This is a genomic window from Pseudomonas sp. PICF141, assembly GCF_002286815.1.
Taxonomy (GTDB): Bacteria; Pseudomonadota; Gammaproteobacteria; order Pseudomonadales; family Pseudomonadaceae; genus Aquipseudomonas.
Genome location: NZ_MUNM01000022.1, coordinates 53,386 through 70,848, shown reverse-complemented (window position 1 = coordinate 70,848; position 17,463 = coordinate 53,386). Strand labels below are relative to the sequence as shown.

Annotated in this window: 19 protein-coding genes and 1 pseudogene; 10 read left to right on the top strand and 10 right to left on the bottom strand. The window is 60.2% G+C overall.

Annotated features, from left to right (window positions below; translation table 11 throughout):
* The first annotated feature begins 14 nt into the window (after positions 1-14).
* Positions 15-947, top strand: a complete 933-nt coding sequence (locus BZL43_RS03110) for a D-2-hydroxyacid dehydrogenase (protein ID WP_095630949.1) — start codon at positions 15-17, stop codon at positions 945-947.
* A 56-nt stretch (positions 948-1,003) separates the two neighbouring features.
* Here the strand turns inward: BZL43_RS03110 and BZL43_RS03105 are convergent, their stop codons facing one another.
* On the bottom strand, positions 1,004-1,597 hold the full coding sequence (locus tag BZL43_RS03105; protein WP_095630948.1) for a nitroreductase family protein: 594 nt from the start codon (positions 1,595-1,597) through the stop codon (positions 1,004-1,006).
* 277 nt (positions 1,598-1,874) lie between these two features.
* Here BZL43_RS03105 and BZL43_RS03100 point away from each other — a divergent pair, with 277 nt between their 5' ends.
* Positions 1,875-2,324: a YcgN family cysteine cluster protein gene (locus BZL43_RS03100; RefSeq protein ID WP_095630947.1), complete on the top strand. Its 450-nt coding sequence runs from the start codon at positions 1,875-1,877 to the stop codon at positions 2,322-2,324.
* A 224-nt stretch (positions 2,325-2,548) separates the two neighbouring features.
* Here the strand turns inward: BZL43_RS03100 and BZL43_RS03095 are convergent, their stop codons facing one another.
* From BZL43_RS03095 to BZL43_RS03080, 4 genes are all read right to left on the bottom strand, one after another.
* Complete coding sequence (locus tag BZL43_RS03095; protein WP_095630946.1) at positions 2,549-2,926, bottom strand: DUF2892 domain-containing protein; 378 nt, start codon at positions 2,924-2,926, stop codon at positions 2,549-2,551.
* An 83-nt stretch (positions 2,927-3,009) separates the two neighbouring features.
* Entirely contained in the window at positions 3,010-3,480 is a 471-nt protein-coding gene (locus BZL43_RS03090) for an RNA methyltransferase (protein ID WP_007942196.1), read from the bottom strand.
* A 235-nt stretch (positions 3,481-3,715) separates the two neighbouring features.
* Entirely contained in the window at positions 3,716-4,087 is a 372-nt protein-coding gene (locus BZL43_RS03085; protein WP_095630945.1) for a YajD family HNH nuclease, read from the bottom strand.
* 222 nt (positions 4,088-4,309) lie between these two features.
* Positions 4,310-4,996, bottom strand: coding sequence for a spermidine synthase (locus tag BZL43_RS03080; protein ID WP_095630944.1), 687 nt, complete (start codon positions 4,994-4,996; stop codon positions 4,310-4,312).
* Positions 4,997-5,092: 96 nt separating this feature from the next.
* Here BZL43_RS03080 and BZL43_RS03075 point away from each other — a divergent pair, with 96 nt between their 5' ends.
* Positions 5,093-5,383: a hypothetical protein gene (locus tag BZL43_RS03075; protein WP_095630943.1), complete on the top strand. Its 291-nt coding sequence runs from the start codon at positions 5,093-5,095 to the stop codon at positions 5,381-5,383.
* Positions 5,384-5,419: 36 nt separating this feature from the next.
* On the opposite strand, the gene BZL43_RS03070 is transcribed toward BZL43_RS03075, so the two are convergent.
* Positions 5,420-5,893 carry a cyclic nucleotide-binding domain-containing protein gene (locus BZL43_RS03070; RefSeq protein ID WP_095630942.1) on the bottom strand — a complete coding sequence of 158 codons (474 nt, stop codon included), beginning with the start codon at positions 5,891-5,893 and terminating at the stop codon, positions 5,420-5,422.
* Positions 5,894-6,087: 194 nt separating this feature from the next.
* A complete protein-coding gene (locus BZL43_RS03065; protein ID WP_095630941.1) occupies positions 6,088-8,142 on the bottom strand; it encodes a S9 family peptidase in 2,055 nt (684 codons plus the stop codon).
* 268 nt (positions 8,143-8,410) lie between these two features.
* On the opposite strand from BZL43_RS03065, the gene BZL43_RS03060 reads away from it, so the two are divergent.
* The 3 genes from BZL43_RS03060 to BZL43_RS03050 are packed head-to-tail and all read left to right on the top strand — an operon-like array spanning position 8,411 to position 10,272.
* On the top strand, positions 8,411-8,908 hold the full coding sequence (locus BZL43_RS03060; RefSeq protein ID WP_095630940.1) for an MFS transporter: 498 nt from the start codon (positions 8,411-8,413) through the stop codon (positions 8,906-8,908).
* 32 nt (positions 8,909-8,940) lie between these two features.
* Positions 8,941-9,717, top strand: coding sequence for a class II glutamine amidotransferase (locus BZL43_RS03055; RefSeq protein ID WP_095630939.1), 777 nt, complete (start codon positions 8,941-8,943; stop codon positions 9,715-9,717).
* Positions 9,718-9,729: 12 nt separating this feature from the next.
* Positions 9,730-10,272, top strand: coding sequence for a DUF2937 family protein (locus tag BZL43_RS03050; RefSeq protein WP_095630938.1), 543 nt, complete (start codon positions 9,730-9,732; stop codon positions 10,270-10,272).
* Positions 10,273-10,419: 147 nt separating this feature from the next.
* On the opposite strand, the pseudogene BZL43_RS03045 reads toward BZL43_RS03050, so the two are convergent.
* Positions 10,420-11,323 (bottom strand): annotated as a pseudogene (locus tag BZL43_RS03045) (LysR family transcriptional regulator).
* Positions 11,324-11,492: 169 nt separating this feature from the next.
* On the opposite strand from BZL43_RS03045, the gene BZL43_RS03040 reads away from it, so the two are divergent.
* The 4 genes from BZL43_RS03040 (at position 11,493) to BZL43_RS03025 (ending at position 15,201) form a co-directional block, all read left to right on the top strand.
* Positions 11,493-12,755 carry an MFS transporter gene (locus BZL43_RS03040; protein ID WP_168185059.1) on the top strand — a complete coding sequence of 421 codons (1,263 nt, stop codon included), beginning with the start codon at positions 11,493-11,495 and terminating at the stop codon, positions 12,753-12,755.
* 78 nt (positions 12,756-12,833) lie between these two features.
* Entirely contained in the window at positions 12,834-13,586 is a 753-nt protein-coding gene (locus BZL43_RS03035; protein WP_095630936.1) for a 5-oxoprolinase subunit PxpA, read from the top strand.
* Positions 13,583-14,287 carry a 5-oxoprolinase subunit PxpB gene (gene pxpB / locus BZL43_RS03030; protein ID WP_095630935.1) on the top strand — a complete coding sequence of 235 codons (705 nt, stop codon included), beginning with the start codon at positions 13,583-13,585 and terminating at the stop codon, positions 14,285-14,287. Before BZL43_RS03035 ends, pxpB begins: the two co-directional genes overlap by 4 nt.
* Positions 14,284-15,201, top strand: coding sequence for a biotin-dependent carboxyltransferase family protein (locus tag BZL43_RS03025; protein WP_095630934.1), 918 nt, complete (start codon positions 14,284-14,286; stop codon positions 15,199-15,201). The genes pxpB and BZL43_RS03025 overlap by 4 nt, the downstream gene beginning before the upstream one ends.
* 145 nt (positions 15,202-15,346) lie before the next feature.
* Here the strand turns inward: BZL43_RS03025 and BZL43_RS03020 are convergent, their stop codons facing one another.
* Both BZL43_RS03020 and BZL43_RS03015 read right to left on the bottom strand, forming a co-directional pair.
* The gene (locus BZL43_RS03020; RefSeq protein WP_008067571.1) at positions 15,347-16,525 is read right to left on the bottom strand and encodes a VWA domain-containing protein; all 1,179 of its coding nucleotides are present in this window, start codon (positions 16,523-16,525) and stop codon (positions 15,347-15,349) included.
* A 24-nt stretch (positions 16,526-16,549) separates the two neighbouring features.
* Positions 16,550-17,395, bottom strand: coding sequence for a MoxR family ATPase (locus BZL43_RS03015; RefSeq protein WP_095630933.1), 846 nt, complete (start codon positions 17,393-17,395; stop codon positions 16,550-16,552).
* Between the last annotated feature and the right edge of the window lie 68 nt (positions 17,396-17,463).

The window sequence follows — 17,463 nt, the reverse complement described above, 5'->3', positions numbered from 1 at the left end:
GAAAGGTTTGAACCATGCGCGTTCTGATTGCTGAACACGACCACCCTATGTATGCCCAACTGTTGCGTCAGGCAGCGCCTGATCTGGAAGTACTGACCAGTGGCGATTCCGCCGAACTGGCCCGTCAGGCCGCCGAGTGCCAGGTCTGGCTCGGCCAGCCGGACCTGCTGGCGACGCTGTTGCGTCAGGGCCACATGCCGGCATGGCTGCAGTCGACCTGGGCCGGCATCACGCCGTTGCTGGCCGACGGCCTGCCACGGCACTATCGCCTGACTCGCGCGGTAGGGATTTTCGGTCAGGTCATGGCCGAATACGTACTGACTTACATGCTCGGCCATGAGCGCGAAGTACTGCCGCGGCTGGTCAGCCAGGTCGAGCGCAAATGGGACAGTCGTCAGGGCCAAAGCCTGGCTGGTCGCAAGGTGTTGATCGTCGGCTCCGGTGACATCGGCCAGACCGTGGCGCAGTTCCTTGTGCCCTTTGGCGTCAAGTTGTACGGCATCGCCAGCGAAGCCCGCGAGCAGGCGCCGTTTGTCGAAGTCGGCGCGCTGAGCGACTTGCCGCGTCTGGTCGGCGAGGTGGATTACGTGATCAATCTGCTGCCGAACACCCCGAGCACTCATGACCTGTACGACGCCGCACTGTTCAAGCAGTTCAAGCCGACCGGGTTGTTCATCAACGTCGGGCGCGGCGTGGCGGTGGTCGATGCGGATCTGGTGCAAGCCTTGAAGGAAGGGCATCTGGCCGGGGCCGTGATTGACGTCTGCCGTCAGGAACCACTGCCACAGCGCCATCCGTTCTGGACCGCGTGGGGCCTGCTGCTGACCGGCCACAGTTCGGCACCGACTTCGCCACCCATGATGGTGAAGCTGTTCGTCGAAAACTTGCGGGCGTATCAGGCGGGCGAAGCGTTGCGTGGGGAAGTGGATTTCAATCGCGGGTATTGAATTCACCCAGCTGATCATTCCCACGCTTCGCGTGGGAACGATCGAGTCCGGCGCGTTTAGAGGGTGAAATCACCCTCGGCCGCCAACTCGCTCAACGGGCGACGCGGGCTCGGTTCTTCGCGTGCTTGCAGGTACTCGGCCAGTGTTGCCTTGTCGCCCAGCTTGCCGATCGCCACCGCCGCGTGCAGCGCATAGCCTTCTGGAATATTCAGCTCCTTGCGGGTCAGCTCCTGATCGAAACCGGCCATGCCATGGGTGTGCCAGCCACTGATGCTTGCTTGCAGCGCCAGGTGGCCCCAGGCCGAGCCCGTGTCGAAGGTGTGCCATAGCGCCGGTGTTTCTTCGGTGGCGCCAGGTATCGCAAAAGTGGTTTTCGAGATCACGATCACCAGCGCCGAGGCGTGCTGCGCCCAGCTGCGGTTGAACTCGTTCAGCAGGCCCAGATAGCGCTCCCAATTCGGCGTATCGCGGCGCGCATAGAGAAACCGCCAAGGCTGCGAGTTGTATGCCGATGGTGCCCAGCGAGCCGCTTCGAAAAAGCTCAGCAGGGTCTCGACGGGAATGGTTTCGCCGGTGAAGGCACGGGGCGACCAGCGATCGGTGAACTGAGGGTGAATGGCGTAGTCGGCAACGCGTGGATTAGCACTCATCAAGAGATTCCTTTACGTTTGAAAGTGAGGGGCGTCTGAGACCTGCGGGCGCAGTTGAACTGAGCGATGCGGTTTTTCGAGAGCCTGGGTAGTTCACCTGAATGCAACGCGATTGAGCGTTAATGGCATTTGAGCATGGCTCCTTGCGACGGCAAAGCTACTTGGCGACGCTGTAACTGACAAGTTCCGTTGTACCGATAGTCGCCAATGCTTGGCCCGCCGATGCCTTGGCACTAGACTGGCGGCCTTTTCACCACCTGATGTTGATGCTTGAGCCATGGCCGCCAAAGTCGAACCGTTCTGGATACGCAAAACCCTCGATCAACTCGATCAAGAGGAATGGGAATCGCTGTGCGATGGCTGTGGCCTGTGCTGCTTGCAAAAACTCGAGGACGAAGACGACAACTCCGTCTATTACACGCGTATCGCCTGCAAATTGCTCGATCTCAAAACCTGCCAGTGCACTGATTACCCCAACCGCCGCGACTTTGTGCCCGATTGCATTCAGCTCACGCCGGGCAAGGCTGATGAGTTCAAATGGCTGCCGCCGACGTGCGGTTATCGACTGGTCAGCGAAGGCAAGGATTTGCCGCTCTGGCATCACCTGGTGTGCGGTGATCGCGAGGTGGTGCATAAAGAACGTATTTCCCAATCCGGGCGCATGCTCGCCGAGGGCAGCGTGGCTGAAGAGGATTGGGAAGACCATCTGATTTTTCGTGCGGGTTAAGCGTCGTCGTTTAAACGCCAAGCAGGCCCGTGGTGTCTGGAGCCCGGCCGCCGGCAAGGCCAGCCTGATCTACGCTACGGTGGGTTGCTTCAGTCATACCGCCATCGCGGGCAAGCCCGCTCCCACAGAGAACTGCGGTGTACACAACATGTGTGCTCACCGCCAATCCCTGTGGGAGCGGGCTTGCCCGCGAAGAGGCCCTGAGGCCTATCGCAACGTCCGGATCAGACTCCAGCCTTCGGCGAGTTCAGCGAATCATTACCTGTCACGGTCGCGGTGCTGGTCGCCGCTTCGGCATTGGCTTTCATACGGCTCAGCTCATCCCCGGCGCGTTCGATTCGCGTGCGGGCGTTTTCCATGTCCTGACGGTTTTTTTCCAACAGTCTTTTCGCCGAGCAATGCCCGGTGATTCCCCGGGCGAGGGCCATGCCGCCAATGGCTATTTCAATCAATCCGAACACGCCGCCGCGTCGCAGACCTTTGCTTAGCATGACCACACCACCCGCCAGGGAGCCGGCACGTTCCCAACCATGAACGTTTTGTTCGGAACGGCTCTGGAAGGGGGTGGTTTCGATACGTTCTACAGGATTGAACTCGCGCATGATCAGTCTCCAGGCAGGGAAGGGTTGCAGATATTTAGCTGACTGCCTGGGCGAGCGGCTTGTTCCATTGAATATGCGGCAATTCAGCGGAATTTTGGCCCTGAGCGGGTGTTGTTGCCCTTGGCCATGCGGTCGTACAGCACAACGTTGACGGTGGCTGCCAGGTTCATGCAACCGGTGGTCGGGATGTAGACCACGTCTTCGCACCAGTCGCGGATTTCCTTGTCCAGCGAGCCGTCTTCGGGGCCGAAGATGTAGAGGGCGCGATCCGGGTGCGTGTATTCCGGCAGCGAGCGGGCACCGTCGACCAGTTCGACCGCGACCGGCACACAGCCAAGCGGGAGGATTTTCTTCAGGTCGTCGATGCCGATCAGCGGAATGTCGTAATGGACTTTCTTGGTGTCGGTGACGAAATCGGCAGCGCGTTCATAGCGTTTGCCAGTGTAAAACACCGACGCCACGCCATAGCAACCGGCGGCGCGCATGACCGAACCGACGTTCTCCGGTGATTTGGGGTTGTACAAACCAATGCAGCTGTACCGTTTGTCTGCCACGAGCGGGGTGCCTTCGGGGAAAAAAGGCGATTATACGGGGATTGGGGGAGGGGTGTTCAGTGATCGTTCCCACGCTCTGCGTGGGCATGCCGCCAGGGACGCTCCGCGTTCCGCTTCCGAATGTGACGCAGAGCGTCACGGGATGCATTCCCACGCAGAGCGTGGGAACGATCAACAGAAGATCCCTGTGGGAGCGAGCCTGCTCGCGATGAGGCCAGTCAGGACACTGAAGATTTCAGTCTTCTTTCTTCATCAACCCCGCCAACGCCGCAAACGGGTTGTGCGTCGCCTTGGCAATCTTCGGCGTGCTCAGCGAGCCTTCGTCGAAATACTGCTGATCGGTATACCGCGAGTGTTCGTTGTCGTGGCAATACAGGCACAACAGTTCCCAGTTCGAACCATCCTGAGGGTTGTTGTCGTGATTATGGTCGCGATGGTGCACGGTCAGTTCGCTCAGACGCTTGCCGGAGAACTCCCGGGCGCAGCGGCCGCACACGTGCGGGTACATCTTCAGGGCTTTGTCGCGATAACCCATTTCCTTGTCGCGCTGGTTGTCGGCGAGGATGCGGTCCAGCTTCGATGTGTTGGTTGGGGGGGACGAACTCATGGGTTCACCTTTGTAAAAGACTAATGACGGTTATGACGTGAGTGTAGGGCCTGTCATCACTTATTTACTAGGCCGCGCCGGGTCTGCTGTGACGCAGGGCAAGGCGCGAGGAGCGTGGTTTGGTCATTCCAAACGAGCTCCGAGCAACGCAGCCCTGCGCCACAGCAGACCGGCCCTTCAGGCGCAATGCGGCCTAGTAAATAAGTGATGACAGGCCCACGCTCAGCCCTTGAGCTTCTCGGCAATCCAGATGGTGTGGCGGGTGCCCTTGTTGCCGTGGGCGAAAACTTGCACTTCCTCGGCCTTGAAGCCGGCCTTTTTCAGCTTGTCGGAAAACTGCCGGTCGGCGCTGGCCGACCACACCGCCAGCACGCCTTTTGGCCGCAGGGCCTTGGCACACGCGCTCAAGCCGCCGGCGGAGTAGAGCCAGCTGTTGGCTTTCTGGGTCAGGCCTTCGGGGCCGTTGTCGACGTCGAGCATGATCGCATCGAAGCCTTGCGGCTCGGCTTGCAGCACTTTGGCCACGTCTTCCATACGGATCACCGTACGCGGGTCAAGCAGCGGGTTGCCGGCTTTTTCGCCCAGTGGCCCGCGATTCCACTCCACCACGCCGGGCACCAGTTCGGCGACCACCACTTCAGCCGTTTTGCCCAAATGCTTGAGCGCCGAGGCGAGGGTGAAGCCCATGCCCAGGCCACCGATCAACACGCGCGAATTCGACCGGCCGGCAACCTTGCGGCAGGGGATTTCGGCCAGGGCATCTTCGGAGCCGTGCATGCGGGTGTTCATCAACTGCCCGCCGTCACCGCCCTGGATCTTGATGACGAAATCCTCGCCGTATTCGAACAGGCACAGGGCGCCGCCGTTTTCAGGGATGGGGGTGGTGTCGAGCAGAACGAAACGTTTCATGGGGCGCTCTTGAGGAGAAATTGACAGATGGAGGAAGGCAAACCCGTGCAGTAGGGAGTAGCCTGCAAAAAGACCACAAGGCCAACGGAGCCATTGATGAAGCGCACCATTCTAGCGGTCATTGCCCTGGCCGCGCTCTCGATAACTGCAGTGCCGGCCCAGGAGCTGCAGACCATCCCCACCAGCCCCGCGCCGATGCCCGGTTCACCTGGCACCGCCACTCCGACGCCGTATCCGCAGATCACCCCGACCAGTGTGCCCAAGGCCGGTTCAGGCAGTGGCGGGCCACCGCTGTTGCCGCCGATCGAAATGCCCAATCCACCCAAGGACCAGACCTTGCCGGGCCTTGAGCCGAACACGACAAAAATCAAACCGCCGGGCGGGTAGTATCGATTTCACCAATACGATGGGTGGCACAGGCCACTAAAGCTGCTGCGAGAGTAGTTGCCCATCAGCCATGCGCAAGCGTTTGGAAAGGGAAACGGCGAGGGCGCGGATGATCTTGGCGGCGATTTTGGGTGCGTCGTTGAGCATCTTTTCCAGGGAATCCTTGCCCAGGTTGAGCAACTGGCAATTGCTCGCGGCCACGCAACTGGCCGAGCGTCGTTCGCCGTCGAGCACGGCCATTTCGCCGAACGCCCGACCGCTGCGCAAGGTGGCCATGGTCACTCGTTGTCCGTCGCTGTTGGTTTTCTGCACCGCAACCTGGCCGGTGTGGATGATGCACATGAAACTGCCGGCATCGCCCTCATGGAAAATCTCTTCGCCTTCGGCAATGGTGCTGATGCTGAAGTAACCCGAAGCCGCGACGAAGTCTGCGGGCAACAGTTGATCGAACAGGCCGCAGTCCATCAGCCAGTCGCGAATTTCGTTGTTCAGTAAGGTCGGTTCTGACATGTCGTCACGGTCTTTTTCTTGTGTCTGTGTCTGTTCCGGGCGCGATCCCTTGCAGGAGCGAGGCTTGCCCGCGAAGGCATTATCACAGCCGACATTGATGTTGAATGTCAGGGCCTCTTCGCGGGCAAGCCTCGCTCCTGCAAGGGATCGCGCCCGGTGTCTGGAGTTAAGACCGGCGCACCGGGCCAAGTTCCTCAGGCGATGCCCAAAACCTTGAAAACGAATGCGTATTCGAGGGCTACGTCACGTAATCCTTGATAACGACCGCTCATGCCGCCATGCCCGGCGCCCAGTTCGGTCTTGAGCAGCAGGGGATTGTTGTCTGTTTTGGTCGCACGCAGTTTCGCCACCCACTTGGCCGCTTCCCAGTACTGCACGCGACTGTCGTTGTAGCCGGCGATCACCAGCGTTGCCGGATAGGCTTGCGCGGTGACGTTTTCGTACGGGGCGTAGGCCTTGATCCGCTCATAAACGTCCGGCTCTTGCGGGTTGCCCCACTCGTCGTATTCCGTGACGGTCAGCGGCAGCTCCGGGTCGAGCATGGTGTTGAGCACGTCGACGAACGGCACTTCGGCAATCGCCGCAGCGAACAGCTCCGGCCGTTGATTGAGTACCGCGCCGATCAACAAACCACCGGCGCTGCCACCACTGATCGCCAGCTTCGATGGGGTGGTGAAACCGTTGGCGATCAGGTGTTCGGCGCACGCGATGAAATCGCTGAACGTGTTGTGTTTGTGTTCCTGCTTGCCGGCGCGGTACCAGGCTTCGCCCAGTTCACCGCCACCGCGTACATGGGCGATGGCAAACGCCATGCCGCGATCCAGCAAGCTCAGGCGGGCGTGGGAGAACCACGGGTCGAGGCTTTCGCCATAGGCGCCGTAGCCATACAGATAAAGCGGCGTCGGCTGACCCAGAAATTCGCGTTTGACCACAAGGCTGATCGGCACTTGCGTACCGTCCGGTGCCGTCGCCCACAGCCGCTGGCTGACGTACGCGTCGGCGTCGAACGGGCCGAGCACCGGGGTTTCTTTGAGGACCTTCTGCTCGCCGCTGCTCAGAATCAGTTGGCGGATCTGCGCCGGACGGTTCAAGGCTTCGTAGCGCAGACGAATCCTGTCGCTGACAAATTCCAGGCTGTTCTGCACATGCAGGCTGTAGGCCGCATCCGGCAATTGCACGCGATAGGGCACCAAGTCCCGTGGGCGCACTTCGATGATCGGCAGGCCACCTTCGCGCAGGCTCAGAGTCATGGCCTCGGCGTTCAGGCTCATGCCGTCGAGCATCACTGTGTCGCTGTGGGGAATCAGGTTCTGCCAGTCGGCTTCGGTCGGCGCGACGCCGGTATCGGCGGCCTGGTAGAGGGCGAAGTTGATGCCGTCGCGGTTGGTGCGGATCAGCCACGTCCACTCGCCATCGAGTTTGCCGTGGTCGACATCGTACTCATGATCTTCGACCCTCGGCGCCAGGCAGGTAAATGCCTGATGCGGCAGCGAAGCGTCGAGTACCCAGACTTCGCTGGTGGTCTTGCTGCCCAGCGACAACAGCAGTTGCCGTTCGGAACTTGAACGATAGCAATGCAGGAAGAATCGGCCGTCCGGCTCGTGAAACACTTCTTCGGCCGCGGTGCCATCCAGTCGATAGCGCAACAGTTTGTGCGGGCGATGGGTGTCGTCGAGTTCGCCGAAGAACAGCGTCAGGCTGTCGTTGGCCCAGGTCATGCTGCCGTCGCAGTTCTGGAACTCCAGCTCGCTGACGCGGCCGCTGGACAATTCCTTCACGAACAACGTGTAGACCTCTTCGCCGCTGGAGTCGATGCTGTAGGCCAGACGCTGGTGGTCCGGGCTGATGCTGAACGCGCCCAGGGAAAAGAAGCCACCCTTGGCCAGCACATTCGGATCAAGTAGCAGCAGTTCCTGGCTTTCGTCGATCTGCAGGCTGCCATCGGCCGGACGCGGGCAGCGGTAGTGGCGGGCGTATTCGTCGCCAGCGGTGGTACGGGTGTAATACAGGTACGGGCCCCACGGGGAGGGCAGCGACAGATCGGTTTCGAGAATCCGCCCCTTGATCTCTTCGAACAGGGTTTCGCGCAGGCCGGCCTGATCGGCGGTTTGTGCCTCTTGATAGCGGTTTTCAGCTTTCAGGTAATCGAGCACCGCGTCGGTGTCGCGCTCCTGCAGCCAGGCATACGGGTCAGAGCCGTCGGCCTTGTGGGCAATCGGGGCACTGGTGACGTGGGTGGATAAAGGCATGAATGGCTCTCGAACAATGTACGGAATAAGGGCTTCGCAACCTGTGGGAGCGGGCTTATGGTGAGCAGGCTTGTCTGTGGCGAGGGGGCTTGCCCCCGTTGGGCTGCGAAGCGGCCCCAAAAAAGGAACTGCTGCGCAGTCCAACGGGGGCAAGCCCCCTCGCCACAAAAGCCCGTTCCCACAGAGTCTGTGTCTTGCCCAACTGGTATTGGGACAAGCCTGACGTGCGAAAAGTCGTTACTATAAGCGTCTCTTTGCCAGCCTTGCCATGGACACCATGACCGAGAACGACTATCTGATCGCTTGGGGCCTTTACGCCTTTGCCGCTTTAGGCTGCCTGTTGGTGTGGATGCGCATCACCCGCTGGATGTGGCGTTGGCTGCGTGAGCCGCTGCGGTTGCTGGTGGCGGTGTTGCTGTTCAGCCCGACCATCATCGATCCGGTGAAAGAAAAGGTCGCACCGGCCATCGCCATTACTGCCCTCGACTTGCTGTTCAAGGTCGGCAATAACGCCTGGCGCGCTGTTTCCGATCTGTTCATGTACGGCATGATTGTCTTCGGTATTTACCTGGTGTTCGTGGCCATCCGTTTTCCCATCGAGCGCGCCTCCAACGCTCGCAAGGAACGGGCGGCTGCCGCCAAAGCTGCCGCACGGGCCGACGAGCCTGATGACGATCGGCCTTTCGGCGGTGCCGGCGATGATCGTTACGGTCGGCCACCGGTGCCGAGCAACCCTCAGCGTTCGCGAGTCGAACCGCGCCTGTAACCGTGCCCCAGTACTGAATCGAGAGTCCGAGCATGTGTGAGTTATTGGGCATGAGCGCCAATGTCCCGACCGATATCGTGTTCAGCTTCACCGGGCTGATGCAGCGCGGCGGCCGCACCGGGCCACACCGTGACGGCTGGGGCATCGCTTTTTATGAAGGCCGTGGCCTGCGGCTGTTCCAGGACCCGGCGGCGAGCAGCGAGTCGGAAGTGGCGAACCTGGTGCAGCGCTATCCAATCAAAAGCGAAGTAGTGATCGGGCACATCCGCCAGGCCAACGTCGGCAAGGTCTGCCTGTCCAACACTCACCCGTTCGTGCGCGAGTTGTGGGGGCGCAACTGGTGTTTCGCCCACAATGGCCAGTTGGCCGATTTCAACCCGACCGCCAGTTTTTACCGGCCCGTTGGCGATACCGACAGCGAAGCGGCGTTTTGCGATTTGCTCAACCGGGTACGCACCGCGTTCCCCGAGCCGGTAGACATCGAAGCGTTGCTGCCGGACCTGGTCGCCGCTTGCGCCGAATACCGCAGCAAAGGGGTGTTCAATTGCCTGCTCAGCGACGGCGACTGGCTGTTCTGCTACTGCTCGAGCAAATTGGCGCAAATCACCCGCCGTGCACCCTTCGGCCCGGCGCGGTTGAAGGACGTCGATGTGATCGTCGACTTCCAGGCCGAAACCACGCCTAACGACGTGGTCACGGTGATCGCCACCGAACCCTTGACCGAAAACGAAACCTGGACCCGCTACGAACCGGGCCAATGGAGCCTCTGGCGACGCGGTGAATGCGTCAGCCAGGGCAAGACCGAATAAGGATTCTCCCCCATGTTGCTCAGTTATCTACGGCTGGTGTTGTTCGCGGCGGGCCTGTTGATCGGTGTCCAGGTGCCTGGATTCATCAGTGATTATGCCAAGCGGGTCGAGGCGCATCTGATCGAGGCGCAGACCGGTCTGAGCGGTTTTCAGGGCACTGCCAATCAGTTTTTCAAAGGTGATATGCAGGCGCTGGTTGCCCATTACCGTGCCAGCGAAGACCCGATCTTTCGCAGCGATGCCGACAGCCTGAGCACCTTGCTCACCCGTCAACTGGCCCTGGACAAGCAATTCCAGGCCATGCAGGGCCCGTGGTACATACGCGTCCTGCAAGTGGCCCTGGCCGCCGACCCGGCTATTCGCAAGGAAACCTGGAACGGTTACGGCTACCAGATCCTGCTGACACCGGAAGCGATGATCTGGGGCATGAGCGGCGCATTGCTGCTGTCGTTCGGCATTGAATGCCTGTTCCGGTTGATCGACTGGGTGGTGCTGGGCGGCAAGCGTTTGCGCCAGAGCCGGCCGATCGAAGACCGGGATGTGAGGGGGCTCTGACTGATCGCTGCCGAGCGGGCCTGATCATTCCCACGCTCTGCGTGGGAATGCCTCAATGGACGCTCTGCGTTCGGCTTTGAATGGGACGCGGAGCGTCTCGGGCTGCATTCCCACGCGGAGCGTGGGAACGATCAACACGGGTAGTGTTCAATCAGCCAGCACGATGTAACTCTCACCCAACTTGCGCGCATAGCGCTCCACGACTTGCTGACACAACGCCACAATCTCCTCGACCCATTCCACGCCCACCCGCCACGACACCACCACCTGCAAATTCGGCGGTCGTTGATCGATGGCCAGCAAGGTCAATTCTCCCCGCGCCAGTTCTTCTGCGACCAACACTGGCGGTAACGCGCCGATGCCAAATCCGTCCCGCAGCAACCGAGTAATCGCCGACACCGAATTCACGCAGTTGAGCCGCGGCGCCATGACGCCATTGGCCTGCATCAGGGCAAGCACCGCCTGGTGCGGTTGGGAGTTTTTCGAATAGGTAATGATCCGCTCCCGCGCCAGATCGGCGACACCCGAATAGTCGCGGTTGTAGATGGAATTGCTGGCGACGATCCAGCCCATCGGATGACTGGCCAGTTCCAGGCTGCGCACGCTCTCCTGGCGCAGCAAGTCGGTTTGCAGGATCAAGTCGAGAAAGCCTTTTTGCAGCTGATCGCAGAGGTTGAGCGCGGTATCGGCCACCAGCTCGATTTCCACCAGTGGGTAATGATCCATCATTTGCGCCACCAAGGGGCTGAGCCAAGTGTGGATAACGGTGTCCATGACACCGATCCGAACCCGCCCGACCTTGCTCGAGCGTGTCTCGATCGAGTGCTTGAGCGCCTGCATCGTGTCCATCATCTGCTCGGCATATTCGAGCACTTTCAAGCCTTCGGGCGTCAGGCTCACGCCGCGAGAACAGCTTCACCCCCAGCTCACTTTCGAGCACGGCAATGCGGCTGGAAATCGACGCCTGGGTGGTGAAGAGTTTGTCTGCCGTCAGGCGAAAACTCTTGAGTCGGGCGACCCAGACAAAGGTCTCGAGAAACTTCAGGTTCATGGGATCAACTTTTTCTTATGCCTTGGCCGGGTTTTTATTAGTTGGACGCAGCAGGGCCAAGCGTCCAAAAATCGACGCATCCGGTTCCCACGATAGGCGTCGTCGGGGCTCAGAACAATACCAATAATATTTGCACGGAGACTTGCCGAGTGCGCCCGACACCCTCGATATTCCCAAAGCCACCGCTCGCCCGGGACCTTTCGACTGGTACCGCAACATCAGTCAGCAGGAGCGTCGCACCTTCTGGAGCTGCAAGATCGGCTATGGCCTGGACGGCATGGACACCCAGATGCTCAGTTTCGTGGTCCCGACCCTGATTGCCATGTGGGGCATCACCACCGGCGAGGCCGGGCTGATTCACACCAGCACCCTGATCGCCTCGGCCATCGGGGGGTGGGTGGCGGGAATTCTCTCTGACCGCATCGGCCGGGTGCGCACTTTGCAACTGACCGTTTTATGGTTTGCTTTCTTTACCTTCCTTTGCGGCTTCGCCCAGAATTACGAGCAACTGTTGATCAGCCGTACGTTGATGGGCTTCGGTTTCGGCGGTGAATGGACTGCTGGCGCCGTGTTGATGGGCGAAGTGATTCGCGCCAAGGACCGCGGCAAGGCTGTGGGCATGGTGCAATCGGGCTGGGCGCTGGGTTGGGGACTGACGGCGATTCTATATGCGCTGCTGTTCTCGGTGCTGGCGCCGGAAGATGCCTGGCGCGCTCTGTTCCTCCTCGGCATCGTACCGGCGATCTTCGTGATTTTCGTCCGTCGCCTGGTCAAGGATCCGGAAATCTACCGCGAAGCCAAGGCTAAACAAGAGCCAAGCAACCCCGCCAAGTTCTATGAAATCTTCGCCCCAGGCATCTTGTTCACTACCATTCGCGCTTCGATCCTGACCACCGGCGCCCTCGGCGGTTACTACGCGATCACTTCCTGGCTGCCGACCTTTCTGAAAAACGAACGGGGCTTGAGCGTACTGGGCACGGGCGGTTATCTGGCCATGGTGATCGTCGGGTCCTACGTCGGGTATGTGATCAGCGCGTATTTGACTGACATCCTCGGTCGTAAAAAGAACTTCATCCTGTTCGCGGTCGGCTCGTTCACCATTGTTCTGCTGTATACCCAATTGCCGGTCAGCAACGGCGTGATGCTCTGGCTGGGTTTCCCGCTAGGCTTCTTTGCTTCGGGGATCTTCAGCGGTATGGGTGCGTTTTTGACCGAGCTGTTTCCGACACGGATTCGTGGTTCTGGCCAGGGTTTTAGCTACAACATCGGTCGGGCATTGGCGGCGTTGTTCCCGTTGTTGATCGGCTTGCTCAGCCAGAAGGTGCCGCTGAGCGTGGGAATCGGCGCCTTTGCGGCGGTGTCCTACGGGATAGTGATTCTGGCGGCCCTGAGCCTGCCGGAAACCCGTGGCAAGCAACTCGACGCTCAATAAGCGAATATCCGGTAACTGATAATCTGAAGGGCACATGTCCTTCAGTTAAGAAGATAAAAGCCTACAGGAGTGTTCACCGTGAACCGCCTGCTATTGAACTGCGACATCGGCGAGAGTTTCGGTAACTGGACCATGGGTCTGGACGCCGAGGTCATGCCCTTCATTGATTGCGCCAACATTGCCTGTGGTTTCCATGCCGGCGACCCGAGCATCATGCGCAAGACCGTCAGCCTGGCCTTGAGCCACGGCGTGCAGATTGGTGCTCATCCGGCCTATCAGGATCTGGTGGGGTTCGGTCGCCGGTCCATGGCTTACACCGCCCAGGAGCTGCAGGATCTGTTGCATTACCAGATCGGCGCCCTCGACGGCATCTGCCGGGCTCAGGGCGGGCGGGTGAGTTACGTCAAACCCCACGGCGCGATGTACAACGACATGATGGCCAACCCTGCGCAATTACGCGCGGTGATTCAGGCCGTGGCGGCCTACGACCGGACGCTGCCATTGATGCTGATGGCGACCCGCGACAACAGTGCCGCGCAGCAACTCGGCGATGAGTACGGCGTAACACTGTGGTTCGAAGCCTTTGCCGATCGCGCTTACGACAGCGCTGGCAGGCTGGTCTCGCGGCAACTGCCGGGCGCGGTGCATCACGATCCCGAAAAAATCATCGAACAGGCGTTGATCATTGCCCGCGGTGACACCCTTACCGCCAGCGATGGCAGTGCCTTGCACTTGCAAGCCAATACCTTGTGCGTACACGGCGACAACGCCAGTTCGGTGGCTGCCGTGCAACGCATTCGCCAAGCCCTGAATCAGCAGAGCGCGTCATGAAACCACGGGTGGAAGTGGTGGCGCTGGATTGCCTGATGGTGCGTCTGTTCGATGAAATCAGCGAGGCCAACATGCCCTGGATGCTCGCCGCCAGCGAGGGTTTGCGGGAGGCATTCGGCAACCATTTGATCGATCTGGTGCCGTCTTACACGACACTGATGGTGCATTACGATCTGATGGCGCTGAATCCGGCCCAGGCGCGGGAATTGATTGCTGAGGCCTTGATCGATCTGTCGCCCAACGCTCGGGCCAAAGGTAAATGCCATGTGTTGCCGGTCTGGTATGACCTGAGCGTCGGGCCGGAACTGACCTTGCTGTCCCGGCGCAGCGGATTGACGGTGCCAGAGGTGATCCGCCGCCACAGTGAACACGAGTATCAGGTGTTCGCATTGGGCTTCGCACCGGGCTTCGCTTTCATGGGCTTGGTGGAGGAAATATTGGCTGCACCGCGTCTGAATACTCCGCGTAAAAAAGTGGCGGCCGGCAGTGTCGGCATCGCCGAACGCCAGACGGCTGCTTATCCGCTGGTATCCCCCGGCGGCTGGAACCTGATCGGCCGCACCCCGGCCAAATTGTTCGACCGCGAGCGCGATGGCTACAGCCTGTTGCAACCGGGCGACACGGTACGCTTCGAAGCGGTCAGCCATGCCGAGTTCATCAACCTGGGCGGTGACGATACGCCGTTGGAGACCCTGGCATGAGCCGACTGACGATTGAAGCAAGCACACCGCTGTGCCTGTTGCAGGACGCCGGGCGGTTTGGCGTGCGGCATCTGGGCGTGACCCAGGGCGGGGCGGCGGATTGGCGGTCGATGTCGTGGGCCAATTGGCTGCTGGGCAATGGGCTGGACGCGTCGGTGATCGAAATCACCCTCGGCGGGTTTACGGTCGTTGCCCAGGACGATTGCGTGCTGGCATTGGCCGGGGCGGATCTGGGGGCGCAAGTGGATGGCGAGGCGTTGGCGCCGTGGCGCAGTTTCAGGCTGAACCAAGGTCAGCGATTGCAATTCACCCGGCCGCTGCTGGGTGCTCGAGCTTATTTGGCGGCCCCGGGCGGATTTGATGCGCCAAAGGTGTTGGGCAGTTGTGCAACGGTGGTCCGTGAGGAACTCGGTGGGCTGGATGGCATGGGGCGGGCGCTGGCCAAAGAGGCGCAGTTGAGCTACTCGGGAAACTCGCTGCTACTGCTGCGGGAGTTGGCGCCTGAACACGTGCCCGATTTCCAACTCAATGCGCCGCTGGACCTGGTGCTCGGTGCACAGATCGGCGAGTTCAGCGGGCAGAGTTTGTTCGACGCGTTCAACAGCGTCTGGACCCTCGACAGCCGCGCCGACCGCATGGGCGTTCGTCTGTTGGGAACGGCGCTGCAGTATCAGGGCAAGCCGATGATCTCCGAAGGCATCCCGCTGGGCGCGGTCCAGGTGCCGCCGGACGGGCAGCCGATCGTGTTGCTCAATGATCGGCAGACCATTGGTGGTTATCCACGCCTGGGGGCGTTGACGCCGTTGGCCCTGGCGCGATTGGCGCAGTGTTTGCCGGGGGCGAAGGTGCGGTTGAGGCCTGTGGTGCAGGATGTGGCGCATCGGGAACAGGTCGAGTATTTGCGACGGTTTTAATTGTGGCGAGGGGGCTTGCCCCCGTTCGGCTGCGCAGCAGTCGTAGAACCATTGCATGTGGTATGTCTGATACATCGCGATTGCAAGTTTCAGGGTCGCTTCGCAACCCAACGGGGGCAAGCCCCCTCGCCACAGGTGCAAGGCTTTACTTGGACAAAAACCGCATCCCTTCCTCCAACCCCCGCAACGTCAGCGGATACATCTGGTCATCAATCAAGTCCCGCACGATGTTGGTCGACGAGGTATAGCCCCAAGTGTCTTTCGGGTATGGGTTGATCCAGATGAGCTTCTTGTACTTTTCCTTGAAGCGCTGCATCCACACGTACCCGGCTTCTTCATTCCAGTGCTCGACGCTGCCACCGGCCTGGGTGATTTCATAGGGCGCCATGGCGGCGTCGCCGATGAAGATCACCTTGTAGTCGGCGCCGTACTTGTGCAGCAGGTCCTGGGTGGCGGTGCGCTCGGAGGTACGACGCATGTTGTTCTTCCACACCGATTCATAAATGAAGTTGTGAAAGTAAAAGTACTCCAGATGCTTGAACTCGGTCTTGCAGGCCGAGAACAGTTCTTCGCAGATCTTCACGTGGGCGTCCATCGAGCCGCCGATGTCGAACAGCAACAGCAGTTTGACGGTGTTGCGGCGCTCCGGACGCATCTGGATGTTCAACAGCCCGGCATCGCGAGCGGTGTGGTCGATGGTGCCGTCGATGTCCAGTTCTTCTGCCGCACCCTGACGAGCGAATTTGCGCAGGCGCCGCAGGGCGACCTTGATATTGCGCGTGCCCAGTTCGACCGAATCGTCGAGGTTCTTGTACTCGCGCTGATCCCAGACTTTGACCGCTTTGCCTTGGCGCTTGCCAGCATCGCCGACCCGAATGCCTTCCGGGTTGAAGCCACCGGAGCCGAATGGGCTGGTGCCGCCGGTACCGATCCATTTGTTGCCGCCGGCATGGCGTTCTTTCTGTTCTTCCAGGCGCTTCTTGAACTCTTCGATGAGTTTATCCAGGCCACCCAGGGACTGGATCGCGGCCCGCTCTTCATCGGTCAGGGAACGCTCGAATTCCTTGCGCAGCCAGTCTTCGGGAATCAACGCCTGGAGGTGATCGTCGAGTTTTTCCAGACCTTTGAAATAGGCACCGAAGGCCCGGTCGAATTTGTCGAAATGCTTTTCGTCCTTCACCAGGATCGCCCGCGACAAGTAGTAAAACTCGTCCATGTCGGCGAAAGTCACGCGCTGTTTCAGCGCGTTGATCAGGTCCAGCAGCTCACGTACCGAGACCGGCACCTTGGCGGCGCGCATTTCATTGAACAGATTGAGTAGCATGGCAATCGCCTCTTCTATCGGGGCTTAGCGAGTGCCGCGACGGCTCATGAACGCCAGACGCTCAAGCAATTGCACGTCCTGTTCGTTCTTCACCAAGGCGCCGGCCAGTGGCGGAATGGCCTTGGTCGGATCGCGTTCGCGCAGTACCGCTTCACCGATGTTGTCGGCCATCAGCAGCTTCAGCCAGTCCACCAGTTCAGAGGTCGATGGCTTCTTCTTCAGGCCCGGCACCTTGCGCACGTCGAAGAACACGTCCAGCGCTTCGCTGACCAGGTCTTTCTTGATGTCCGGGTAATGCACGTCGACGATCTGCTGCATCGTGACGCGATCCGGGAAGGCGATGTAGTGAAAGAAGCAGCGGCGCAGGAAGGCGTCCGGCAGCTCTTTCTCGTTGTTGGAAGTAATGATGATGATCGGGCGTTTCTTGGCCTTGATGGTCTCGTCGATCTCGTAAACGTAGAACTCCATCTTGTCGAGTTCTTGCAGCAGGTCGTTGGGGAACTCGATGTCGGCCTTGTCGATTTCATCGATCAGCAAGATCACTCGTTCTTCCGATTCGAACGCTTCCCAGAGCTTGCCCTTTTTCAAGTAGTTGCGAACGTCGTGGACCTTTTCCGTGCCCAGCTGCGAGTCCCGCAGGCGGCTGACCGCGTCGTACTCGTACAGGCCTTGATGCGCTTTGGTGGTGGACTTGATGTGCCAGGTAATCAACTTGGCGCCGAAAGACTCGGCCAGTTGTTCGGCAAGCATGGTCTTGCCGGTGCCCGGCTCGCCCTTGACCAGCAGTGGCCGCTCCAGGGTGATGGCGGCGTTGACCGCCAGCTTCAGGTCATCGGTGGCGACGTAGGCCTGGGTGCCTTCGAACTTCATCTGCTAATCCTCGAACGGTAACGCCGACCTGAGCGAGGCAGGGCGGGGCGCAATAAATGGTCAGGCTC